A 7,652-nucleotide genomic window follows, 5' to 3' on the forward strand; every position below is an offset into this window, starting at 1 on the left:
CGGCACGTCAGAACGTCTTGGTGATCTGCAGCGTCGCCACCGCGCCGTACGGGTTCGCGTTCTGGGTATCGATCGCGTAGAGCGTGCCGCCGGCCGCGTTGCCGTTCGACGACAGCACCACCGGCGGATCCTTGTCGGTGATGTTGCGGATGTTGAGCGCGACGTTCAGCCCGTCCGCCCAGGCCGGATCGGCGAGCTTGGAGAAGTCGAACGCGACCATCAGGTCGAAGGTGGTCCAGCTCGGCACGCGGCTGTTCGGCTGCACCACGCCGCCGACCGCGATCGGCAGGTTGTTGGTGTACGGACCGATGTAGTTGACCGCGGGCGACACGGTCAGCGGCCCCGTGTTCCACGTCAGGTTGCCGCGGCCGCGCGCACTCACCGGATAGTTGATCAGATCGCGCCCGTCGATCACCGGCCCGTTGGCCACGATCTGGGTCTTGTTGCCGAGGATCTTGGTGAAGGTGCCGCCGATCGTGAAGTTGTGTGCGCCGACCCCGAACTGGTAGCTCGCGACCACGTCGATGCCGTCCTGCTGCACGCTCGACGCGTTGGCGTTCTGGACATAGGTGATCGCGCGCGACGAGCAGAAGTTGCTTTCGTCGACATTGGCGACGGTCGGTCGGGCGAGCGCATCGAGGTAGGCGGGATTGTAGGTCGCGCGGTTGCCGTTGACGCAGCCGGCCGGCTGGATCGCGGGCACAATGTACGCGCTATAGAGCGCGCGATTGACGGCGTTCGCCAGGAACGACGCCTGGAAGCCCTGCAGACCGATGATCTGGTCCTTGTAGTCGATGTTGTAGTAGGTCACCGACGCACGGAAGCCCGGCAGGAAGGTCGGGCGGAAGTCGACGCCGAACGAGTAGTTGGTTGCGGTCTCCGGCACCAGATCGGCGTTCGAGCCGGTGACGCTGACCACGTTGGTCTGGTTGGTCGCGGTGTTGGTCAGCCCGATCGCGGGATCGTTCGACAGGTTGGTGATGGTGGTCAGCGCCACGCGGCTGAAGAAGGCCGGGTTGTTCTCGATCAGATTGGGCGCGCGGAACGACGTGCCCCAGGCGCCGCGTAGCGACAGGCCGTCGACCACGTCCCAGGTCACGCCGATCTTGGGGTTGGTGGTCGATCCCGCGTCCGAATAGTCCTCCACGCGGATCGCCGCGTCGACGAGCAAGCGGCGGACCAGCGGGACGTTCATGTCCTCGCCGATGACGGGGACGAACAGCTCGCCGTACGCCGCCTTGATGTTGCGGTCGGCCTGCGCGAGCGGCACGTCGCTGGTCGCGCGCACGCCGATGGCGCTTCGCCACTGGTCGTAGCGGAGATACTCCGCCCCGACCGCGGCCTTCAGCTCGCCGCCCGGGAGCTGGAACAGCGGTCCGTCGAGGCGCAGCGAGTACTGGTCTAGGCCGGAGCGGTTGCGGTCGAACGCGCTCGGCAGGATGCGGGCGAGCACGTCCTGCGATGCCGGCACCGGGCTGAACGGATTGTAGGTGCCGTTGTTCAGCGCCGCCTGCAACGCGACCGGATCGACGTTGTTGTTGAACGCGGGGATACAGTTCGCGCAGTTGCGATTGCGCGACAGGTTGACCATCGCCTCCGCCGTCCAGCCGCCGAACTTGGCGCGCAGCGATGCCGATCCCTGGTACTGGACGTCGTAGATCTCCGTCAGCCCCGCGCCACCGATGTCGCGCGCGAGCGAGAAGGAGACCGTGAGCGGCGCACCCGGCGCGACGCCCGGAATGCCGGGGATGTATAGCGGGCTGGTCGCCGGGATCGTCCGCAGGCCCGACTGGGCGTAGCTGTTCAGCTCGCTGTCGCGACGGTTGTAGAAGCCGAAGGCGGTGAAGGTCAGCCAGTCGGTCAGGTCCTGCTCCAGGTGCGCCGACACCTGGTTGCGGATCGCCTTGGGCAGGAAGGTCGTGAAGTCGGCGACGTCGGCAAGATTGGGCTGGTTGAGCAGCAGGTTCGCCGCGGTGATCCCGGTGCCGTTCGCGGTCGCCGGAATGCCATAGTAGTCGAACCGGCCCGCCGTCGGGAAGAGCGGGTTGTTGGTCGCGCGCGGCACGATGATGTTACCGTACAGCCCCGATGTCGCCTGGTTGGTGCGGATGCGGTTGTCGAGCCCGCCGAAGCGGCGCAGGTCCTGACGCAGGTAGATGCTCTCCCCCGCGCGCATCTCGCCGCGCTCGTCATGGTCGTAGGCGACGACGATGCCGCCGCCTTCCCACGTCTTGCCGACCAGCAGGCTCGCGCCCCACTGCTCGTAGCCGCCCGCCGAGGTGCCGCGCACCGACGCCTCGACCCCGTTGAAGCGCTTGCGGGTAATGTAGTTGACGACGCCCGCGACCGCGTCCGACCCGTAGATTGCGGAGGCGCCATCGGCGATCACCTCGATCCGCTCGATCGCGGAAACCGGGATCTGATTGGCCTCGGTGAAGGAGAAGACGTTGCCGGTCGGCGCGATGCGACGACCGTCGATCAGCAGCAGCGTCGCGTTGCTGCCGAGCCCGCGTAGGTTGACGGTGGAGCCGCGCTGGATGTTGCCTGCGCCGTTCTGCGCCTGCCGCGGCGTGTCGTCGAAGCCAAGGCCCTGCACCTGCGGCAGTTCGCGCAGGAGGTCGACGGCGGTCGAGCGGCCGCTGATCGCCAGCTGGTCGCGCGCGATCGCCGTGGTGGCGGAACCCACCGCGCTGATCCCGCGGATGCTGGTGCCGGTGACGATGATGTCCTCGCCTGAGACCTGGCCGAGCGTCGGGTCGGTGTCCTGCGCCTGGTCGGGCTCGGCGCTCGGCAGCACGGCGGTCTGCGGCGGGCGCGCCTGCGCATCGTCGGTGTTGGTCTGCCCGGGCGCCGCCGGCTCGCTCTGGGTGGAGGATGGCGCGCTCTGCGCCGAGGCGGGTGTTGCGAGTACCGCCACCAGCGCGGCCAGTGATACCTTGGACAGCGTGCGCGAACGACTGATCATCGATCCTCCCCCTTCATCTTGCTCTTGGGCGCCGCGTACCGCGGTTCTTTCCCGACGAAATCGTCAACAATCCTAATCCTCGTTGTCCGGCATAACAAGTGACAAAGTGTAGCGCTGGAGATCAGGCGGGGAGGTCATCCTCCAGGCGGCCGACCGCGTCGAGCGCGTCGGCGATGTGCTGGCGCATCTCGGTCTCGGCGAGCGCGGCGTCGCCAGCCACGATTGCCGCGGTGACCAGACGGTGACCGCGATTGGCATCGTCGATGCGGGAAGGCTGGTAGAAGGCGGAGAAGAGCAGCCGATAGAGCGGCAGGCGCAGCCGATCGACAAAGGTGCGGATGTAGTCGTTGCCAGCGCCGTCCAGGATCAGGTCGTGCCAGTCATCGTTCAGCGCGGCAAAACGGCGGTGGTTGCCGGTGTGCTCCAGGGTGTTCATCTCGTCCTGCAAGCGGACGAGTTCCGCCTTGCGGACGGGATCGTCGACCAGCGCGAAGTCGTGCGCGGCGATGCCCTCCAGCGCCAGCCGCGCGCGGTAGATCTGCCGCACCTCGCTCGGCGAAAGGCGCCGGACGGACGCGCCGCGGAACTCCTCGATGACGACCAGCCCTTCGGCTTCGAGCCGCTGGAGCGCCTCGCGCACCCGCGCGCGCGATGCGCCCGTCTCGGCGACGATATCCGCCTCCACCAGCCGCTGCCCCGGGACCAGCCGCCCGCGCCGGATTCGCTCGCGCAGCCAGGAACGGACGGACGCGGCCGTGTTCGTGCCGCCTGTGGGTTCGCTGTTGCTCGCCATGCTGCCGGTCTCGGCGCGGGCCATGCCGCCTGTCAACGGCTCAGCGGGCGCGATAGCTGTCCCAGTTGCGCTCATCCCAGCGGTTCGGCGCTCGCGGCAGCTCACCGGGATCGAAGAGGGTCGAGTTGCCCAGATCGACCGGACTGCCCGCGCGGGTCGCCGCCGCTATCTGCTGCAGGGCAGGCAGCGACGTGTCCGCCCAACGCCCGGTATCGAGCCGGTCGATCAGCAACTGGAAACCGACCGCACGGTCTAGCGGAGTCTGACCGCCGTGCCCGGCACCGTTCGCCCACAATAGGCGGAACAGCCGGTCGGTGCCGGCGTGGCGCAGCGTGTCCTGGTAGACCAGCTTGTCGGACGCTGGGTCGACCGGATCGTCGTTGTCGACGTTGACGAGCGGATCGCTGATCCGGCCGGTATAGGTCATCATCGGCTCGATCCGGCGCACCGCCACTTCATCGGCGGCGATCCGCGGCGCGCGCGCGAGCGTTCGCAGGTCATCGTCCAGGCTCAACCCAGCCTGTGCGTAGAGCGCCGCCACCATCGCCTGCCGCCCGGATAGGCGAAGCAGACGGGCGTAATCGGCGTCGGTGTTCCACGACACGTTGCCGCGCGCGATCTTCTCGACGCCCGCGCGGACCGGCAGCGCGGCGGCGAAGACGAAGCTCTGCGCCATCTGGTCGACCTGCCCTTCGTAGTCGTCGGCGGCGGGCGGCGGCGATCCCGGCACTGACCAGAGCGAGAACTGCTCCACCGCGCCGGCGAGCGCCAGTCGCGCGCGACCCGCCGGAGTAGCCTTGGCCTTGTCGACGAGCGCGGTCAGCGCGGGCATGTCGCGCGCGAGATCGACGTTGACCAGCCCGAGCGCGGATGCCGGATCGACCAGGGTCTTGAGCACGAACAGCGCGTTGAGCTTGTTGCGCAGCACCGCAACCTCCCCCGCCCCGCCACCCGACCACATCACCCCGCCATCGAACACGTCGGGCCGGAGCTCCAGCGCCTTGCGAACCACGAACGCGCCGCGCGACCCGCCGACCGCCAGCGTCCGCTTCGGCAATCCCCAGCGCGCGGTCGCCTGGTCACGCAGGTCGACCAGCAGCTGCACGGCGCGCGGGAAGTCGTAACCGACCGGCTCGCGCACGATCCCGCCGTACGCGTAACCCTTGCTCAGCAGCCACTGGGTAAAGGCGCCGCCCGGCGGCCCGGGCGGCTGCGGTCGGGCCGGCGCACCCGGCCGCGCCGCAGGGCCGGCCCCATCGAGATCGAGCAGCAGCGTTCCGTTCCAGTTGGAAGGCGTCAGCACCTGCCAGCGCGTCCCATCCTCCAGCACGCCCGCGATCGATTCGGTAGTCGGCGACGCGGCCACGCTGCTCCCGACCTGCCGCGCGACCACGGCCGGCGCCAGCGCCTGAACCCCGCACGCCATCGCCAGCGCAAGCACGTATCGACGCATCCGCCCTCTCCCGATCTGTTATGCGCTATGGCTAAGTCGATCGGGCGGTCGGGTCAATTGGCGCGTCGCACGCTACTCGGTCGCGAGCGCCTCCAGCAGCTCGGACACGCGCTCGCGGAGCGCCGGGTCGCGGGTGATCTCCAGCATCGCGCCCAGGCTGCTGCGCGCCTCGGCGAGCTGCTCGTCGACTACTTCGAGGCGGGCACGTTCCCACCATGCGTGCGGGTAGCTCGGCGCGAACACGGTCATCCGCCGGTAGAGTTCGAGCGCGCGGCGGCCGCGCCCGGCCTGCTCGGCACGAGAGGCCTGGTTCTGAAGCAGGCGGACCAGCACCGCGCGGTTAGGCATCGCCGCGACATGGGTGACCGCGCGCCCGCCACCTCCCGCCGCCTCGACCAGAGCGGCTAGACGATCGGCATCGACGCGCGCGCCGCGGGCGAACGGGTCGACGATCACCGGCTGCGCCTCGGCGCCGACGACGACCAGCACGTGGCCGGGAACGTCGAGCACGTGCGCGCTCCAGCCGAGCCGGCGCGCCATCGCGACCCACAGGATCGACAGGCTCACCGGCAACCCGCGGCGGCGGGCCAGCACGCTGATCAGGTCCGCGTTGGCGGGATCGTCGTAGGTCAGCGCATCGCCCGCCAGGTCGAACTCGCCGCCGAGCACCGCCGCCAGCGCATCGGCCTGCGCAGCCGGGGTCGCTGCATCGGCCCCGACGATACTCAGCCGCGCCGCCATGTCGTCGAGCAGCCGCTCGTCGTGCGCGAGATCAGCGTCGTCGTGGTCGAGCGCCGCAAGCGCCAGCGCTGCCTGGTCGAGCGCGATGTCGTCCTCGTCGATCAGGCCGAGGCGGGAAAGGTCATCGTCCATTCGCCATAGATGGGCACGACACGGCTCGATCGAAAGCGACGGCCGCTGAACTTTGTCTCAGCCGGCCAGTTGCCGATCGACGCCGAGCAGCGCGGTGTGCGCCACTGCCGCCAGCTCTCCCGCCGTTGCACCGTCCCGCGCGAGGATCGCCATGCCCGCCTGGACGCTCTGGACGAATCGGGCAAGGCCGTGGAGGTCGACGTCCGCACTGATCTCACCCGCCGTCACACCCGCCGCCAGCCGCGACTCCAGCCGATGGAGAGTCTCGGCCCGGGCCGAGCAGACGGTCGCGCCGAGCGCCGCATAGCCCTCACTCCCAACCGCGGAGAGCGTCACCATGCACCCGTCGCGCGACTGCCCGAGGTTCAGCGCCGAGTCCTCGAGAAAGCACCCAAGCGCCGCCCTGGCCGTCTCCGCCGCGAAGAAGCGCTGCCAGACGAGGTGCTCGTTGGATCGGAGATAGTGATCGAGCGCCTCCGCATAGAGCTGCTCCTTCGACCCGAAGGCGGCGTAAAGGCTCGGCGAGGCGATCCCCATCGCCTCCATCAGATCGGTGATCGACGTCGCCGAATAACCCTTGCGCCAGAACAGCCGCATCGCCGCGTCGAGCGCCGCCACGCGATCGAACGCGCGTGGACGGCCACGCCCGCGTTTGGGCGCGGCGTCGCAGGAGGCAGGTTCGAGGTCGTTCTGCATCAATCACTACATATCGTCCGCCGCTCGGGCCGCGACAAGGAGGGAACATCGGAAACTCAGACCTGCGCCATGCCGCCGTCGACGAGCAGTTCGGCACCGATTACGAAGCCCGCCTCGTCGGTCGCCAGGGACAGGGCATTGGCGGCGACCTCCTCGGCCCGCCCCATGCGGCCGAGCGGGATCAGCTAGGTGAGCGCGTCGCGAATTTGCGGCATCGTCGAGGCCATTATCGCGGCATCAATCGGCCCGGTGCCACCACGCTGAAGCGGATCGCGCGGGGCGCGAGCTCGTTCACCGAGGTCCGCGCAAAGGATCGCACCGCCGCCTTGGTCACCGTAGACGCCGTAACCCTTGGTGCCGATCGTGCCAGCGATCGAGCCGATCAGCACCACCGAGCCACCGTCCGGCATAACCCCGCCTGCTCCGCAAACAGGAGCGCGCGCACGTTCAGCCCGAACGCGCGGTCGAAGTGAATCTCGTCGACGGTGTAGAACGTTTGCGAACTCGGACAGCCCTGCGTTCACCACGAGCACGTCGAGCCGCCCCGCCCCCCGTCCACCGCTTGGAAGAAGCCAGCGAGCGCGGTCACGTCCGACGCAGCGACACGGCGGATGCGCAGCACGCCGCTTCCGTGGGGCTCGTCGTCCTCCGCTCCGCGCCGGCTGTCCGCGTAGACGGTCGCGCCCTGGACCACAGCCGGGCGATCTCTATATCTCCACTTCCTTGCGGTGCGGATGGGCGCGTCGGCGGGGTCGGTCGTTTTGTATTGCCGGGAATGCAGAACGCCCCCGTCGATCTCACGACGGGGGCGTTTCTGTGGTGTTGGTTGCGGGGACAGGATTTGAACCTGTGACCTTCAGGTTATGAGCCTG

General features: G+C 68.9%; 7 protein-coding genes. All 7 read right to left on the minus strand.

Features of this window, described 5'->3' with window-relative positions:
• Positions 1-7: 7 nt before the first annotated feature.
• Entirely contained in the window at positions 8-2,965 is a 2,958-nt protein-coding gene (locus CRO12_RS16700) for a TonB-dependent receptor plug domain-containing protein (RefSeq protein ID WP_097065028.1), read from the minus strand.
• Between the two features lie 121 nt (positions 2,966-3,086).
• Positions 3,087-3,782, minus strand: a complete 696-nt coding sequence (locus CRO12_RS16705) for a GntR family transcriptional regulator (RefSeq protein WP_245858567.1) — start codon at positions 3,780-3,782, stop codon at positions 3,087-3,089.
• Positions 3,783-3,798: 16 nt separating this feature from the next.
• Positions 3,799-5,211: a hypothetical protein gene (locus CRO12_RS18400; protein WP_245858568.1), complete on the minus strand. Its 1,413-nt coding sequence runs from the start codon at positions 5,209-5,211 to the stop codon at positions 3,799-3,801.
• Between the two features lie 72 nt (positions 5,212-5,283).
• Positions 5,284-6,084 carry a transglutaminase family protein gene (locus tag CRO12_RS16715; protein ID WP_097065029.1) on the minus strand — a complete coding sequence of 267 codons (801 nt, stop codon included), beginning with the start codon at positions 6,082-6,084 and terminating at the stop codon, positions 5,284-5,286.
• A gap of 57 nt (positions 6,085-6,141) precedes the next feature.
• On the minus strand, positions 6,142-6,780 hold the full coding sequence (locus CRO12_RS16720) for a TetR/AcrR family transcriptional regulator (RefSeq protein WP_097065030.1): 639 nt from the start codon (positions 6,778-6,780) through the stop codon (positions 6,142-6,144).
• A gap of 56 nt (positions 6,781-6,836) precedes the next feature.
• Positions 6,837-6,947, minus strand: coding sequence for an SDR family oxidoreductase (locus tag CRO12_RS18165; RefSeq protein ID WP_218838911.1), 111 nt, complete (start codon positions 6,945-6,947; stop codon positions 6,837-6,839).
• An 18-nt stretch (positions 6,948-6,965) separates the two neighbouring features.
• Positions 6,966-7,190, minus strand: coding sequence for an SDR family oxidoreductase (locus CRO12_RS18170; RefSeq protein ID WP_218838912.1), 225 nt, complete (start codon positions 7,188-7,190; stop codon positions 6,966-6,968).
• Positions 7,191-7,652: the final 462 nt, after the last annotated feature.

Source organism: Sphingomonas guangdongensis (genome assembly GCF_900199185.1).
Taxonomy (GTDB): Bacteria; Pseudomonadota; Alphaproteobacteria; order Sphingomonadales; family Sphingomonadaceae; genus Sphingomonas; species Sphingomonas guangdongensis.